The sequence below is a fragment of the Streptomyces sp. NPDC028928 genome, assembly GCF_055564915.1.
The window spans coordinates 978,518-992,015 of the sequence record NZ_JBVHVI010000001.1 but is presented as its reverse complement, the minus strand read 5'-3'; the positions used below and the strand labels follow the sequence as shown (position 1 = coordinate 992,015).

General features: G+C 73.6%; 17 protein-coding genes. 10 read left to right on the top strand and 7 right to left on the bottom strand.

Translation table 11 applies throughout. The annotated features are described in order from the left end of the window. Positions 1-7: 7 nt before the first annotated feature. Positions 8-1,243 carry a lectin gene (locus ACZ4U1_RS04300; RefSeq protein ID WP_467899374.1) on the bottom strand — a complete coding sequence of 412 codons (1,236 nt, stop codon included), beginning with the start codon at positions 1,241-1,243 and terminating at the stop codon, positions 8-10. Between the two features lie 99 nt (positions 1,244-1,342). Beyond that, on the bottom strand, positions 1,343-1,996 hold the full coding sequence (locus tag ACZ4U1_RS04295) for a VanZ family protein (protein WP_467899372.1): 654 nt from the start codon (positions 1,994-1,996) through the stop codon (positions 1,343-1,345). 262 nt (positions 1,997-2,258) lie between these two features. On the opposite strand from ACZ4U1_RS04295, the gene ACZ4U1_RS04290 reads away from it, so the two are divergent. From ACZ4U1_RS04290 to ACZ4U1_RS04265, 6 genes are all read left to right on the top strand, one after another. Further along, positions 2,259-2,453 carry a hypothetical protein gene (locus ACZ4U1_RS04290; protein ID WP_467899370.1) on the top strand — a complete coding sequence of 65 codons (195 nt, stop codon included), beginning with the start codon at positions 2,259-2,261 and terminating at the stop codon, positions 2,451-2,453. Further along, positions 2,450-2,902, top strand: a complete 453-nt coding sequence (locus ACZ4U1_RS04285; protein WP_467899368.1) for an MrpF/PhaF family protein — start codon at positions 2,450-2,452, stop codon at positions 2,900-2,902. The genes ACZ4U1_RS04290 and ACZ4U1_RS04285 overlap by 4 nt, the downstream gene beginning before the upstream one ends. Before the next feature lie 153 nt (positions 2,903-3,055). After that, positions 3,056-3,316 carry a Na(+)/H(+) antiporter subunit B gene (locus ACZ4U1_RS04280; RefSeq protein ID WP_467899366.1) on the top strand — a complete coding sequence of 87 codons (261 nt, stop codon included), beginning with the start codon at positions 3,056-3,058 and terminating at the stop codon, positions 3,314-3,316. Then, on the top strand, positions 3,313-4,074 hold the full coding sequence (locus ACZ4U1_RS04275; RefSeq protein ID WP_467899364.1) for an MnhB domain-containing protein: 762 nt from the start codon (positions 3,313-3,315) through the stop codon (positions 4,072-4,074). Before ACZ4U1_RS04280 ends, ACZ4U1_RS04275 begins: the two co-directional genes overlap by 4 nt. A gap of 8 nt (positions 4,075-4,082) precedes the next feature. After that, positions 4,083-4,430 (top strand): sodium:proton antiporter, encoded by a 348-nt coding sequence (locus ACZ4U1_RS04270; protein WP_467899363.1) that lies wholly within the window; start codon positions 4,083-4,085, stop codon positions 4,428-4,430. Beyond that, positions 4,430-6,193 (top strand): complex I subunit 5 family protein, encoded by a 1,764-nt coding sequence (locus ACZ4U1_RS04265; RefSeq protein WP_467899361.1) that lies wholly within the window; start codon positions 4,430-4,432, stop codon positions 6,191-6,193. The genes ACZ4U1_RS04270 and ACZ4U1_RS04265 overlap by 1 nt, the downstream gene beginning before the upstream one ends. On the opposite strand, the gene ACZ4U1_RS04260 is transcribed toward ACZ4U1_RS04265, so the two are convergent. The 3 genes from ACZ4U1_RS04260 to ACZ4U1_RS04250 form a co-directional block, all read right to left on the bottom strand. Beyond that, the gene (locus ACZ4U1_RS04260) at positions 6,194-6,856 is read right to left on the bottom strand and encodes a DUF4230 domain-containing protein (RefSeq protein ID WP_467899358.1); all 663 of its coding nucleotides are present in this window, start codon (positions 6,854-6,856) and stop codon (positions 6,194-6,196) included. Positions 6,857-6,916: 60 nt separating this feature from the next. Further along, a complete protein-coding gene (locus tag ACZ4U1_RS04255) occupies positions 6,917-7,297 on the bottom strand; it encodes an anti-sigma factor antagonist (protein WP_467899357.1) in 381 nt (126 codons plus the stop codon). Between the two features lie 131 nt (positions 7,298-7,428). Further along, positions 7,429-8,379 (bottom strand): NADP-dependent oxidoreductase, encoded by a 951-nt coding sequence (locus ACZ4U1_RS04250; protein ID WP_467899356.1) that lies wholly within the window; start codon positions 8,377-8,379, stop codon positions 7,429-7,431. 71 nt (positions 8,380-8,450) lie between these two features. On the opposite strand from ACZ4U1_RS04250, the gene ACZ4U1_RS04245 reads away from it, so the two are divergent. Together ACZ4U1_RS04245 and ACZ4U1_RS04240 are read left to right on the top strand one after the other, a co-directional pair. Continuing rightward, positions 8,451-9,419 (top strand): GlxA family transcriptional regulator, encoded by a 969-nt coding sequence (locus ACZ4U1_RS04245; RefSeq protein WP_467899354.1) that lies wholly within the window; start codon positions 8,451-8,453, stop codon positions 9,417-9,419. A gap of 61 nt (positions 9,420-9,480) precedes the next feature. Then, entirely contained in the window at positions 9,481-10,329 is an 849-nt protein-coding gene (locus ACZ4U1_RS04240) for a hypothetical protein (protein WP_467899352.1), read from the top strand. A gap of 12 nt (positions 10,330-10,341) precedes the next feature. Here the strand turns inward: ACZ4U1_RS04240 and ACZ4U1_RS04235 are convergent, their stop codons facing one another. Continuing rightward, entirely contained in the window at positions 10,342-11,967 is a 1,626-nt protein-coding gene (locus tag ACZ4U1_RS04235; protein ID WP_467899350.1) for an amidohydrolase, read from the bottom strand. Between the two features lie 217 nt (positions 11,968-12,184). Here ACZ4U1_RS04235 and ACZ4U1_RS04230 point away from each other — a divergent pair, with 217 nt between their 5' ends. Both ACZ4U1_RS04230 and ACZ4U1_RS04225 read left to right on the top strand, forming a co-directional pair. Further along, complete coding sequence (locus ACZ4U1_RS04230; protein ID WP_467899349.1) at positions 12,185-12,649, top strand: pyridoxamine 5'-phosphate oxidase family protein; 465 nt, start codon at positions 12,185-12,187, stop codon at positions 12,647-12,649. 68 nt (positions 12,650-12,717) lie between these two features. After that, positions 12,718-13,110 (top strand): VOC family protein, encoded by a 393-nt coding sequence (locus ACZ4U1_RS04225; protein WP_467899347.1) that lies wholly within the window; start codon positions 12,718-12,720, stop codon positions 13,108-13,110. Between the two features lie 68 nt (positions 13,111-13,178). Here the strand turns inward: ACZ4U1_RS04225 and ACZ4U1_RS04220 are convergent, their stop codons facing one another. Continuing rightward, the gene (locus tag ACZ4U1_RS04220) at positions 13,179-13,481 is read right to left on the bottom strand and encodes a DUF4235 domain-containing protein (protein WP_467899345.1); all 303 of its coding nucleotides are present in this window, start codon (positions 13,479-13,481) and stop codon (positions 13,179-13,181) included. Positions 13,482-13,498: the final 17 nt, after the last annotated feature.

Genomic DNA, 13,498 nt, shown 5'->3' with positions numbered 1-13,498 from the left:
GTCCGGCTCAGCCGACCGTCCACTTCTGGTTGGCACCGCCCGTGCAGGTCCAGATCTGCAGCCGGGTCCCGTTGGCCGCGTTGTTGCCGGTGACGTCGAGGCACTTGTTCGCCTGCGGGTTGACGATGTCGTGCGCCCCGGTGACGGTCCACTTCTGGTTGGGGCCGCCGGTGCAGTCCCACAGCTGGACGGTCGAGCCGTCCGCCGTGCCGTTGCCCGTGACGTCCAGGCACTTGCCGAGCGCCCGCAGCGTGCCGTCCGTGCCGACGGTCCAGGCCTGCGCGCCCGTGCCGTTGCAGTCGTAGAGCTGGACCGGGGTGCCGTTCGCGGGGTTCGCGCCGGCCACGTCCACGCACTTGCCCGCCAGGCCCCGGATCGGCACACCGGCGGCGCTGTCGCTCGTGGTCACCGACACCGAGTCCACCACCAGCGCTTGCGGGAACTGCGTGGAGCCGTCCGGGTCGCCGGGCCAGTAGCCGCCGACCGCGAGGTTCAGGATCAGGAAGAACGGCTTGTTGAAGACCCAGGTCCGGCCGCCCAGGTCGGCGGGGGTCCGGCGCTGGTAGACGTTCCCGTCCACCGACCAGGTGATCGAGTCGGGCGCCCAGTCGACGGCGAAGGTGTGGAAGGCGTCCGCGAAGGCCTGCCCGTTCGGCAGCGTGTAACCGGCGCCTATGCCGCCCGAGCCGGAGTAGCCGGGCCCGTGGATGGTGCCGTGCACGGTCGAGGGCTCGAAGCCGACGTTCTCCATCACGTCGATCTCGCCCGAGTCCGGCCAGTTGACCGGCGTGCCGAGCATCCAGAACGCGGGCCACATGCCCTGCCCGCGCGGGATCTTCATCCGTGCCTCGACATGGCCGTACTGGGCGGTGAACTTCCCGGCGGTGTTCAGCCGCGCCGAGGTGTACTGGCAGCTGCCGTACCAGCACTGGTAGCCGGCCGGGTTCTCCTTCCGGGCCGTGATCACCAGGTGGCCCTGGCCGTCCAGGGCGGCGTTCTTCGTGCCCGAGGTGTAGTACTGCCGCTCGTGGTTGTTGACGTTGTCACCGGTCTCCAGGGTCCACTTCGAGGAGTCGACCGCGGCGCCGGCGGGCCCGTCGAAGGTGTCCGAGAAGGTGGTGACGGCCGCTGCCGCCGGGGTGGCGGTCTGCGCGGCCCGCGCGGGGCCGACGGCGACCGAGCCGACCAGGGCGGCGGACAGGGCGGCGAGGAGACATCTGCGGAGCAGGCGTGGGGAGGCCATGGCTCTCCGATCGGTGTGGGGGCGGGAGCTGCGCGCCTCTTGATTTAAGGAGTGAGATAAGGGGGTGTCAATACTGTGGTACAGACCTGGTGCTGACGATCACTCGGCCGACGGCTCCCGCACCCGCCGGTGCACCCCCCGCCCGAGCCGCCGCCCCAGCAGCAGCCAACCCACCAGCGCCCCGGCCGTGTTGAGCAGTACGTCGTCGATGTCGAAGGCCCGGCCCGTCACCAGCGCCCCCTGGACCAGCTCCACCATCAGCATCACCAGGGCCGTCAGCGCGAGCACCCGCACCACCCCCCGGGCACGCGGCGCCAGGACCGGCACCAGCACCCCGAACGGGACGCCGAGCAGCAGGTTCCCGCCGACCTGCCGGACCGCGTCCCGCGCCGACGCCTGCTCCAGATAGGCCCGGAGCGAGCGGCCCGGGTGCAGATTGCTGTGCGTCAGCGGCACCGAGGCGGGGGACGGCTGGAGCGTGACCCGGGCCAGGAGGACGGCGAACGCCACCATCAGCGCGAAGGCGACCAGGACCGCCAGCAGCCGGACGGGAAGCGGCAGCGCGTGCCGCGCGGCACGGGGACGGTCCTTCGCGTCCCGCCGGTGCCTCCAGGCGGCAGCGGCACGCGGACGGGTCTCGCCGTCCGGGCGCCGCCTGCGGACGGCGGCCGCACGCGGGCGGGACTTCACGGGCGGCCACTGCCTCCGGACGGCGCGCAGGACCTCGGGCAGCCGCGGGACGGTACGGGCCATGCGCTCCTCCAGTCGTCAACTTCCGCGTTCCGAACGTCGGTTACCCGCACCCCGGCCCGGGATGCCGCCGCCCGGCACGCACCCGTGGTTTCCGTTCACGCCTCCGGGGCACTCCGGGTGCGGACCCGCGTGCCGCCGCTCCCGCCCGGGTCCGGCGGTGCTTGGATGCCCCCAGCGGCACTCCGGACACATCGCCGCGTACCCGTGCACAGCGGGCCGGAGAACAGTGGAACAGCGCACAGCGGACCCGAGGAGGTGCTGCATGACCCGCCGTACGGCCCCCCGCGCGGCCCTCCTCGCCGCCGGCGAACTCCTCGCCTGGTGGGCGGCGCTGACGCTGCTGTGGCTGGTGCTCATCAGCACGGTCGACACTCTGGAACGGATCGTCGGCGCGGGCTGCGCCGCCGCGGGCGCTCTGCTGGCCCGGGCCGGCCGGCGGGCGGTGACCTGGCGGTGAACGGCTGGATCCTCGCGGCGACCGTCGAGCTGGGCGGGGGAGGCGCGGCCGCCCTGTGGGGCGTGACCACCGGCCCGCCGGCCCGCCGGGTGATCGCGCAGAACCTGACCACCTCCGCCGTCTGCCCGGCCCTGCTGCTCCTCGCCCAGGGCTACGGCCGCCCGTCCTACGTCGACCTCGCCCTGCTCCTCGCCCTCCTCGGCCCGGTCGGCACCCTCGTCTTCGCCCGCCTCCTCTGCGACGACCTGACCGGGCAGCGAACCGCCGCCTGGGGCCTGACCTGGACGGCGGCGGGACTGGCCGCGGCGGCCGTACTCGCGCTGTGCGCCACCGTCGGACCGGGCCGGGCCATGTTCAAGCTCCTGCTGATCGGAGCCCTCCTGATCAGCGGCAACGTGATCGCCTCCCGGGCACTGGCGGGCGGCTTCCGGGGGGTGCGGGGTGGCTGACGACACGGTGGGCGGGGCCCGCCCCGTGCACGAGGCCCGCACCAGGCGGCCCGCAGGGGCGCGGGGAACCGCCCGCGTACCCGACGACCACCCGTGGTCGGCAAGGCTCCGTGCCCCAGGACGGCGAAACCCGTGTGACCAGGCGAGGCCGATGTGTCCGACGCGGTGATCGTCGTCGCCCTGCTGCTCGTGGCCGCCTCCGCCACCGCGGCCGTGGCCCAGCGCGACCCCGCCCGCCAGGCGCTGGTGCTGTCCTTCCTCGGCCTCCTGCTGGCCGCGTTGTTCACCGTGCTCCAGGCCCCCGACGTCGGCCTGTCCCAGCTCGCCGTCGGCTCCGCCCTCACCCCGCTGCTGATCATGCTGTCAGTGCGCAAGGTCAGACGCCGGGGCCGCTCGAAGGAGGGGCCGAAGTGAACCGGCTGCGGCTGGTCCTGCTGGCCGTCGGCGGCGCCGGCCTGGCCGCCCTGCTCGTCGCCGCCTGCCTCCGCCTGCCGGACTTCGGCGGCCGGTGGCACCCGTACGGCGACCGGGCCGTCCACGCCTCCCTCACCCGGCACACCGCCAACACGATCGCCTCCGTCAACTTCGACCAGCGGGCCTACGACACCCTCGGCGAGATGAGCATCCTGTTCGCCGCGGTCCTCGGCTGCGTGGTGCTGCTGCGCCAGACCCGAGACGAGCACCGGGCGCAGCCCGAACCCGCCGAGGTGGCCCGCCCGGTCCGCCGCTACGCCCTGCTCGCGCTGCCCGTCGCCCTGCTCACCGGCCTGTACGTCATCGCCCACGGCCAGCTCAGCCCCGGCGGCGGCTTCCAGGGCGGGGTCGTCGCCGCGACCGCCCTGCACCTGCTCTACCTCGGCGCCGACTACCGCGCACTGGAACGCGTCCGCCCCCTCGGCGTCTACGAGACCACCGACTCCCTCGCGGTGTCCGCCTACCTCGTCCTGGGCACCGCCGGAGTCCTGGCCGGCACCGCCTTCCTGGCCAACACCCTGCTGCCGTACGGCACCTTCAACACACTGTCCTCCGGCGGCACCGTCCCGCTGCTGAACGCGGCCATCGGCATGGAGGTGGCCTGCGCGGTCGTCGTCCTGCTCGCCCACTTCCTCGACCAGGCCGTGGAGATCGAGGAGACCCAACAGGAGAGGACCGAGGGGGCGCACGAGAGGTGAACACCGCGATGCACGTCCTTCCGTACCTGGCCGCCGCCTACATCTTCCTGACGGGCTGCTACGGCCTCGCCACCAGCCGGAACCTCATCCACGCCGTCGGCTGTCTCGCCGTCTGCCAGTCCGCCACCTACGTCCTGCTGCTGGCGGTCGGCTACCGCGACGGCGCCACCGCGCCCGTCTTCTCCGACATGAAGCCCGGCTCCCGGCCGGTGGTCGACCCGGTGGTGCAGGCCCTCACCCTCACCGACATCGTCGTCGGCGCCACCGTCACCGCGCTGCTGCTCGCCCTCGTCCTGCAGATCGCCAAACGGCACGGCACGATCGACCCCGACGAACTGCGGGAGCTGCGCGGCTGATGCACCACCTGATCCCGCTGCTCGTCGCCATCCCGCTGCTCGGCGCCGCCCTGCTGGTGGCCCTGGGCCGCCTTCTGCCCCGGATCGCCGTCGAGATCACCGGGTTCGCCGTCTCCGGCGGCACCGCGGCCCTCGCGCTCGTGCTGCTGCTGAACTCCGCACCGCCGATGGTCGAGTGGGTCGGCGGCTGGCTGCCCGTCGACGGGGAGAGCGTCGGCATCCTGGTGGTCGGGGACGGCCCCGCGCTCGGCATGGCCGCGCTGGCCTCGCTGCTGACCCTGGCCGCGCTCGCCTACTCCTGGCGCTACTTCGACGAGCCCCCGCCGGGCCGCGCCGGTTCCTTCACCGCGCTGATGCTGGTCTTCCAGGGCGCCATGTGCGGATTCGCCGTAGCCGGGGACCTGTTCAACGCGTTCGTGTTCTTCGAGCTGATGAGCGTGGTGGCCTACGCCCTGACCGGCTACCGCATCGACGAGGCGAAGGCCGTCCAGGGCGCGCTGACCTTCGGTGTGGTCAACTCCCTCGGCGCGTACGCCATGCTGATGGGCATCGCCCTGCTGTACGCCCGTACCGGCGAACTGGCCATGGCGAAGATCGGCCGCGGGCTCGACGCCGCCGGGCAGGACGGGCCGGACGCGCTGGTCCTCGCCTCCTTCGTGCTGGTGCTCACCGGGCTGCTGGTGAAGGCGGCCGCCGTACCCTTCCACTTCTGGCTCCCGGACGCGCACGCCGTCGCCCCCACCCCGGTCTGCATGCTGCTCTCCGGCGTCATGGTCGAACTCGGCGCCTACGGCGTCTGGCGGGTGTACGGCACCGTCTTCGCCGGACCCGGCGGCATCCCCGCCGCCGACCTGACCCGGGCCCTGGTGACCCTCGGCGCCCTCACGGCCGCGACCGGCGCCGTCATGTGCTGGTACCAGCGGCACATCAAACGGCTCCTCGCCTACTCCACGGTCGCCCACACCGGCCTGTTCCTCGTCGGGCTCGGCGTCCTCACCCCCGAGGGCGACGACGGCGTGGCCCTGTACCTGCTCGGCCACGCAGGGGTGAAGGCCGCGCTGTTCGCCTGCGCGGGCTTCCTGCTGGACCGGTTCGGCAGCGTGGACGAGCACGCGCTGCACGGCCAGGCCCGGCAACTGCGCGCCACCGGGGTGATGTTCGCCGTCGGTGCCCTCGGCCTGGCCGGTCTGCCGCCGTTCGGTACGGCGCTGGGCAAGGCGGTCACCGAGGAGGCGGTCGGCGGCCCGCTCACCGTGGTGTACGTGGCCGCCTCCGCGATCACCGCGGGCGCGGTGCTGCGGGTCACCGCCCGCGTCTTCCTGGGCCTCGGCCCGCGCCCGGAGGACGCGGAGTACGAGACCAGCGGCTCCGACGAGGAACCGGAGACGTCCGGCTTGCTGCGCCGGATCCCGGACACCATGACGACCGTGCCCGCCGTGCTGCTCGCCGCCGCCCTCGCGGTCGGGGTGGTCCCCGGCTTCGGCGCCCTGGTGGCCCGGTCCGTCAACGAGGCCGGCTCGGGCGGCGCCCACGCCTCCGTGCACTGGACCGCGCACGGTGCGCTGCTGGGGGTGGCCTCCACGGTGCTGGCCGTGGCGCTGGCCGGTCTCGCCGTCACCCGCCCCCGCTGGGTGGCCGCCCCCGACTGGGCCACGCCCGTCAGACATCTGCAGTCCGGGCACGTCGGCGACTACGTGGCCTGGCTGCTGGTGGGCGCGACCGTCCTGGGCGCGCTGGCCCTGCCGGGGGTGCTGGGGTCCTGATCAGGTGCCGTAGACGATGTGCACCTCCGTGAAGCCGAGGGAGTGCAGCAGGCCCTGGAGCATGCCGGTGGTGTTGCTCTCGGCGCGCGCGGTCAGCCCGCTGCGCTCGGCCGCGTCGCCGATGTGCCGCACGGCGAGCCGCTGCACGGCCTGCTCGCTGTTGGGGTTGTCCGAGAACAGGTCGCCGAGCCGGTCCAGCAGCCCGCGCTGCTTGGACACGGCGTAGGAGTGGTCGGGATCCAGGGCCGGCCTGCCGAGCCGCGCGTGCGGCAGCCGGATGGTGGCGGACGTACGGTCGCCGTCGACCCGCACGTCCTTCTCGCCGACCCGGCCGAGGTCGACGTAGGCGTCCACGGTGCCCGCGCCGACGTACAGGGTGCGGGTGCCGCGGACGGCGTCGGGCAGGAACTTGGCGTCCTTCTCCAGGTCCACGACGACCTGGAAGTTGCCCGAGGCCGCGTCGTAACGGCTCATGTCCCGGATCGACTTGAGCAGCGCGGGCCCGGAACGGTCGTGGGTCTCGGTGCCGAACAGGTCCTTGATGCCCGGCAGTACGGCCAGCCGGATCCCGGCGAACAGCACGGCGAGCACCAGTACGATCGCCGCCACGGCCATGGCCATGATCCTGGCCCAGCCCGGCAGGCGCCTCACGGAAGTCGTCATCGCGACGGTCCTCCTTCCTGCCGACCGGATGCCCCCGGAGGGCCGGAACAGACCGGTCCGTCACAGCGAGCCGGACGCGGCCTCGGAGCGGGCCACGGCCGCGTCCAGGTCCGGCTGCGGGGGCAGCAGCCGGGTCAGTCCGGTGACCCGGAACACCCGCAGGGTCAGCGGGTGCGTGCACACGAGGTGCAGTTGCCCGCCGCGCTCCAGCACCCGGACGCGCGCCCGGTACAGCAGCCGCAGCCCCGAGCAGTCGAAGAACTCCACCGGCCGCAGGTCGATGACGACCCGGGCGCCGGGCCGGTCGGTGACCCGGTCGAGGAACGGGCCGATCTCCGTCGCCGCGGCGATGTCGATCTCGCCCCGGAACTCCAGCACCGTGTGTCCGCGGTGGTCGTACATGCCCAGTTGCCGGGTGAGAGGTACGGGTTCGTGTCGCACCTCGGCACCACCTCCCACCCCGCGCCCCGACGTCGCTTCCCGATCGTCAAGTTACCCTCGATGGAAGGAATTTGAGCATGTTCGATTGACATATGTCTTCGAGTTTGACGCGTGTCGTCGGCGCGTGTCGCTCAGTCCGCCAGCAGCACCAGCTTCCCGGTGGTCCGGCCGGTGTCGCCCAACTCGTGCGCCTTCGCGGCGTCGGCCAGCGGGAACGTCCCGGCGATCGTGGCCTTCAGCCGCCCGGACTCCGCCAGTTCCGCGATCGCCCGCATCCCGGCCCGGTCCGCGTCGACCAGCATGCGCACCGCCCGCACGCCCAGCCGCTCGGCCTCCTCGTAGAAGTCGTCGTCGCCCACCGGCAGGATCGACACCACCACACCGCCCGGTCGCAGCATCCGCAGGGACCGCACGGAGGTCTCGCCGCCGAGCGTGTCCAGGACCACGTCGACGTCCCGGACCGCCTCCGTGACGTCGGTGGACCGGTAGTCGACCGGCTCGTCCACGCCGATCTCCCGCAGGAAGTCGTGCTTGCCCGCGCTCGCCGTACCGATCACGTACGCCCCGCGCGCCTTGGCGATCTGCACGGCCACATGGCCGACGCCGCCGGCCGCCGCGTGGATCAGCACCCGCTGCCCCGGCTGGACGTCCGCGTGCTCGGTCAGCGCCTGCCAGGCCGTCAGCGACACCAGCGGCAGCGCGCCCGCCTGCACGTGGTCGAGGGAGGCCGGCTTGTGGACCAGGGCCCGGGCCGGGACGGTGACGTACTCGGCGTGCGAGCCGTGACCGAAGGGGTAGGGCAGCATGCCGAAGACCTCGTCGCCCGGCCGGAAGGCGGCCACGCCGATCCCGGTCTCCGCGACCTCGCCGGAGACGTCCCAGCCGAGGACGAACGGCGGCTCGCCCAGGAACAGGCCGAGGGCCCGGTGCTTCCAGTCGGTGGGGTTCACCCCGGCGGCCCGCACCCGGACCAGCACCTCGTTCGGGCGCGGCTGCGGCCGCTCGACCTGTACTTCCTTCAGGACCTCGGGACCGCCGAGGACGTCCTGGCTGATGGCTCGCATCGTGTTCACATCGCTCATGGTCCCCCAGCCTGCCGGAGCCCGCCCGGCCGGGAAATGGCACGATTGCCAACCTTCGATAGGATCGTGCCATGTCTGATGTGGAGCTGCGCCCCCGCCGCCCGGAACGGGTCGTCGTCCTGGCCCTCGACGGCGTCTACCCGTTCGAGCTGGGCATCCCCAGCCGCATCTTCGGCGCGGCCGACGGCCACTACGAGGTGCTCACCTGCTCGGTCGACGGCCGCCCGGTGCGCACCAACGCCGACTTCACCATCGGTGTCGCCCACGGCCCCGAGATCCTTCGGACGGCCGACACGGTCGTCGTCACCTCCATGGCGCCCGCCCACATCCCCGCCGAGCTGTCCGCCGAGGTCACCGCCGCCCTGGCCCGGATCCGCCCGGACGCCCGGATCGTCTCCATCTGCACGGCCGCCTTCGTGCTCGCCGAGGCCGGCCTCCTCGACGGCCGCCGGGCCACCACCCACTGGCAGGTGGCCGACGTGTTCCGCCGCCGCTACCCACAGGTGGACCTCGACCCGGACGTCCTCTTCGTCGCCGACGGCCGCATCCTCACCTCGGCCGGGGCGGCCTCCGGCGTGGACATCTGCCTGCACATCGTCCGCACCGACCACGGCAGCGAGCTGGCGAACGCCGTCGCCCGCCGCTGTGTCGTGCCCCCGTTCCGGGACGGCGGCCAGGCCCAGTACATCGAGCAGCCGGTCCCCGAGAACGGCGCCGCCGGCACGGCCGCGACCCGCGCCTGGGCGCTGGAGCGCCTGGACGAGCCGCTCACCCTGGCGGACCTCGCCGCGCACGCCCGGATGAGCCTGCGCACCTTCGCCCGCCGCTTCAACGACGAGGTCGGCCTCAGCCCCGGCCGCTGGCTCATCCAGCAGCGGGTGGCCCGCGCCCGGCACCTGCTGGAGGCCAGCGACCTGCCGGTGGACCGGATCGCCGCCGAGGTCGGCTTCGCCACCGGCGCCTCGCTGCGCCAGCACCTGCACGCGGCGATCGGCGTCTCCCCGCAGGCCTACCGGAGAACCTTCCAGCGGACCCGCTGAACGTTCCGGCCCGCCCCGCCGTCGAAGGACCGCACAGTGCACAGGAGAACAGGGGCGGGGCATGCGCAGAGGGCTCGTGGTGACGGCGGTGGCGGTGCTGACGGCGGCGGTGGCGGGGTGCGACGACGGATCCCGGCCGGACCTGGTGGTGCGGGGCACCCCTCCGGCGACCCCCTACAGCGGCCCGCTCCACGTACCGACCAGGCAACTCGACGAGAGCACTCCCGAGGCGATCCGGCTGGCCTCCGGGGCGGCCGGCCGGGCGCTGGAGTGCGACGGGGAGATCTTCGACGGCTCCGGGCCCGACGGATGGAGCAGGTCCGACGGCGGGGACACCCCGGCGGAGGGCCTCGCCCTCTACTTCGACATGGTCCAGCCGGAGCAGCCCGGCCACGGCTACCGCGTGGAGCGGGAGGAGCCGGACCGGGTCCTCTACTCCTACGATGTGGACGGCCGTACGAAGGTGGCGGTCGTGGTGGCCAAGGACCAGAAGGACCGGCCCGGCTGGGGCCCGGAGACCAACGCCTCCTGCGACCCGGCCGAACTCCCGGAGAGCTTCACGGCCACCACGGACTGGCAGATCTGGACCGACCGCGCGGGCCGCCGGGTCCCGGTCACCACCCTGCACAGCTCGTCGGGGCCGGCGCACTGCGGCTGGCAGTCCGCCGGCTTCCTCGCCCTGGGGAAGCGGACGTACGCCCGTGACCCCGAGGGTGTGCTGGGCCGGGACGGGCTGCTCCGGGCGCCGTACCGCGCGACGGTCCGCATGCCCGCGGGTGCCCGGGACACCGGGTACCACCACCGTGGCCGCCGGCTGTGGCTGACGGACGACAAGACGACGGCGTACGTCCGCACGGACCACGGCGTGGAGGCGTGGCCGCTGGTCGAGGAGGGTGTCGGCTGCGCCTGACCGGCGCCGCGGTCACTCCGCCGCGTACACGCACGCGCCTCCCACATAGGTCAGCGCCACGCGTGTCTCCGCGATCGCCTCCGGCGGCCCGGTGAACGGGTCCCGGTCCAGGACCACCAGGTCGGCGAGCGCGCCGACGGCCACCCGGCCGGTGTCGTCCAGGTGGTTGACGTACGCCGACCCGGCCGTGTACGCCGTCAGCGCGTCGGCGAGGTCCAGCCGTTCGTCCGGCAGGAACACCGGTCCGGTGCCGCCCGGCTCGACCCGGTTGACCGCGACGTGGATGCCCTGGAGCGGATCGGGGCTGCTCACCGGCCAGTCGCTGCCCGCCGCGAGCCGCGCCCCGGAGCGCAGCAGCGCCCGGAACGGATACTGCTGCCGGGCCCGTTCGGGCCCGAGGAACGGGATCGTCAGCTCGTCCATCTGCGGCTCGTGGGCGGCCCACAGGGGCTGGATGTTCGCGGTGGCGCCGAGCCGGGCGAAGCGGGGCACGTCGTCCGGGTGCACCACCTGGAGGTGGGCCAGATGCGGCCGGGTGTCGCGCGGCCCGCCCGCCGCCCGGGCCGCCTCGATCGCGTCCAGCGCGTCCCGTACGGCCCGGTCGCCCAGCGCGTGGAAGTGGCACTGGAAGCCGAGCGCGTCCAACTCGGTCACGTACCGGGGGAGTTGCGCCGGGTCGATGAAGCTCGTACCGCGGTTGGCCGTCGCGCAGCCGCACCGGTCCAGGTACGGTTCGAGCAGCGCCGCCGTGTGGTTCTCGGCGACCCCGTCCAGCATCAGCTTCACCGCGCCCGCCCGGAACCGGACCCGGCTCGACGCGGCCCGCTTCTCGACGAGTTCGGGGATCTGCTCCGAACCCCGCTCCCGGTCCCACCACAGGGCGCCGACGACCCGGGCGGTGAGCGAACCGTCCTCGGCGGCGGTGAGATACGCCTTTGCCGGGTCGTCCATGCCGAGGAAGTCACCGACCAGCGCGTCCTGCCAGGCGGTGATGCCGAGCGCGTGCAGATGCCGCTGGGCCCGCAGCAGCGCGGCCAGCCGGTCGGCGGGGGTGGCGGGCGGGGCCAGCCGGCCGACCAGCTGCATCGCACCCTCCTGGAGCGTGCCGCCGGGCTCCCCGGACGCGTCCCGCTCGATCCGCCCGTCGGCCGGGTCCGGGGTGTGCCGGCCGATCCCGGCCAGCTCCAGCGCCCGGCTGTTCACCCAGGCGCCGTGATGGTCACGGTTGGGCAGGTACACCGGCCGGTCCGGGACGACCGCGTCCAGCAGCTCCTTCGTCGGCGTACCGCCCGCGAACGCCTCCATCGACCAGCCGCCGCCGAGGATCCACTCCCGCTCCGGGTGGGCGTCGGCGTAGGCGCGCACGGCGGCCACGGTCTCCTCGGCCGTCACCCGGCCCGTCAGATCGCACCGGGACAGTTCCAGCCCGGCCGGCACCGGATGGACGTGCGCGTCCTGGAATCCGGGCAGCAGCAGCCGCCCGGCCAGGTCCACCACCTCCGTGCGCGGACCGGCGAGTGCGCGCAGCTCCGCGTGCCCGACGGCGGTGATCCGGTCCCCGGTGACGGCCACGGCGGTGGCGGTACGGCCCTCGGGGGTGAGGACGGGGCCGCCGGTGAAGAGCAGGTCAGCGTGCATGGTGCCTTTCCTGGTCGGTCGGTTGGAGGGGGTGGGCGGTTTCGGCGAGACGTCGCCCGGCCGGCCACCGGAAACCCGGACACGATCATCCCGAGCGGGGTACGGCACCCCGGCGGCCGGGACGCGTCGCCCGGACACGCCTTGGGTGACTCCGTGCGCGGACCGGGGATCCGCGGCCACACTGAGCGCAACGATCATTCCAAGGAGGCCGTACGCCATGACCCCGCCCCCCGCCCGCAGCGCCGAGCAGCGCAAGAAGGACACCCTCCACCGGCTGGAGAACGACGTCGACGCGTGGGTCGCCACCGCCGGACCCGACGGCGCGGCCCCGTATCTCGTACCGCTGTCCTTCGTGTGGGACGGCAGCTCGCTGCTGATCGCCACTCCGGCCGAGAGCCCCACCGGCCGCAACCTCGTGGCCACCGGCCGGGCCCGCCTCGGCATCGGCCCCACCCGGGACGTCGTCCTGGTCGACGGTGTCGTGCGCGCGGTGACGCCCGAGGACCTGCCCGAGGAGGACGCCGAGGTCTTCGCCGGGAAGACCGGCTTCGACCCGCGCCGACTGGCCACCCGCTATCTGTACTTCCGGGTGCTCCCGCAGCGGATCCAGGCCTGGCGCGAGGAGAACGAACTGCGCGGGCGCGAGCTGATGCGCGACGGGGAGTGGCTGCCGGCCGACTGAATCCGGCGGCCCGGGATATCCGCCTGGGAAGAGGCCGAGAGGACACTTCCTCGATCCCGGGAGGACCCATGACACTGGTGAAGGCGGGCCTGGTGGTGCTGGACTGCGCCGAACCCGAGAAGCTCGCCGAGTTCTACCGCGGCTTACTGGACGGCGAGCGGACCGCCGCCTCCGCCAACCTGGTGGAGGTCCGGGGCGCCGACGGCATCCGGCTGGCCTTCCGGCGCGATGCCAACGCCACCCCGCCCAGCTGGCCCCGCCCGGAGAACTCCCTCCAGATCCATCTCGACTTCCTGGTGCACGACTTGGACGAGGCCGAGCGGCGGGTCGTGGCCCTGGGCGGCCGCCCCATCGACACGAGGGACGCCACGGGCCCGTACGAACACCGCGCCTACGCCGACCCCGCCGGCCACTCCTTCACCCTGCGCCTCCTGCCCCCGACAGCGCCCAAACAGGGCTGACGGGCGTCGCGGTGAGCTGGTCGGGGGCGCCGCAGCCGGGGGTGGCTGCGGCGCCGGAGCGGACGGGGTCAGTCGCGGCCGGTCTTGTCGGTGCTCGGCCATACGCCCGTCGACCGGGCGATGGCCTTCGCGCCGGTGCGGTCCACAGCGCTGCGGACCACCGCGAAGATCGCGCCCTGGACCGCCGCGGCCAGCAGGATCTCGCCCCAGCTGCGGTCCGGGTCCAGCGCGTCGGGTGCGTCCTCCTCGTGCCGGATGGCCGTCCACGCCTTGCGGAAGGCCATACCGGCCAGCGCACCGCCCGCCCAGCTGAGCACGAATCCGACCGGCTGATAGACGAGAGGGAGCTTCTTCTTCTTGTTCTTGGCCATGTGTGACTACTTCCTCG